The sequence below is a fragment of the Arhodomonas sp. KWT genome, assembly GCF_010993615.1.
The window spans coordinates 1-698 of record NZ_WNXE01000887.1 but is presented as its reverse complement, the minus strand read 5'-3'; the positions used below and the strand labels follow the sequence as shown (position 1 = coordinate 698).

Below are 698 nucleotides of genomic sequence, written 5' to 3'. Positions count from 1 at the left end.
CGCGTGGGCGATGATGGCGGGCCAGAGGCTGGCGTAACGGAGGACGGCGACGGCGAGTATGGCACCGACGAGGGCGGTCTGGATCACGCCGAACGCCCCCTGGTAGACGTGGCCGAGGCCGAAAAGGAGGGAGGACAGCAGCACCGGCCCCCACAGGCCGCCGAGCAGCGCGCGGGCGCGCTGGAGCAGGAAGCCGCGCGCGAGCAGCTCCTCGTAGAGGCCGATAAACAGGCTCAGGCCCAGGAGCTCGGGCACGCCTATCCCGCCGGCGACCCGGTTGCCGAGCTCGGTGATGCGCGCAAGCTGGCCACTGACGGCGTCCGGGAAGAGCTGCATGACGAACAGCCGCAGCAGAATGTTGACGGCAAAGACGACCACCAGCAGCTGTACGCCGCGCAGCACGTCCCGCCAGCCGGGAGCAACCAGGCCAAGCCCCGTGAAGGTGACCCCGCGCCAGTAGCAGAGCAGCGCGAGGCCGGCGAGGATCACCACGCCCTGCGCCACGACCACGCCGATCAGCCCGCTCGCCGGCGCGAACCCGGCGACGACCAGCGGCGCGGCACTGCCCGCGGCGAGCACCAGGGCCAGCGCGAGACACAGATCCGCCAGGGCGGCGAGCCGCCCCGGCGTCCGGGAGCGGGCGCTCACTGCCCGTCCCGCGGATCCCTGCGCTGGAACTCGCCCTCGATGACGTCACG

At 72.5% G+C, this 698-nt stretch carries 1 protein-coding gene; it reads right to left on the bottom strand.

All coding sequences use genetic code 11. From position 1 onward, the window contains the following. Window positions 1–648, bottom strand: a 648-nt coding sequence (locus G7A99_RS23075) for a CPBP family intramembrane glutamic endopeptidase (RefSeq protein ID WP_163144385.1), incomplete at its 3' end; no start/stop codon positions are given. Between the last annotated feature and the right edge of the window lie 50 nt (window positions 649–698).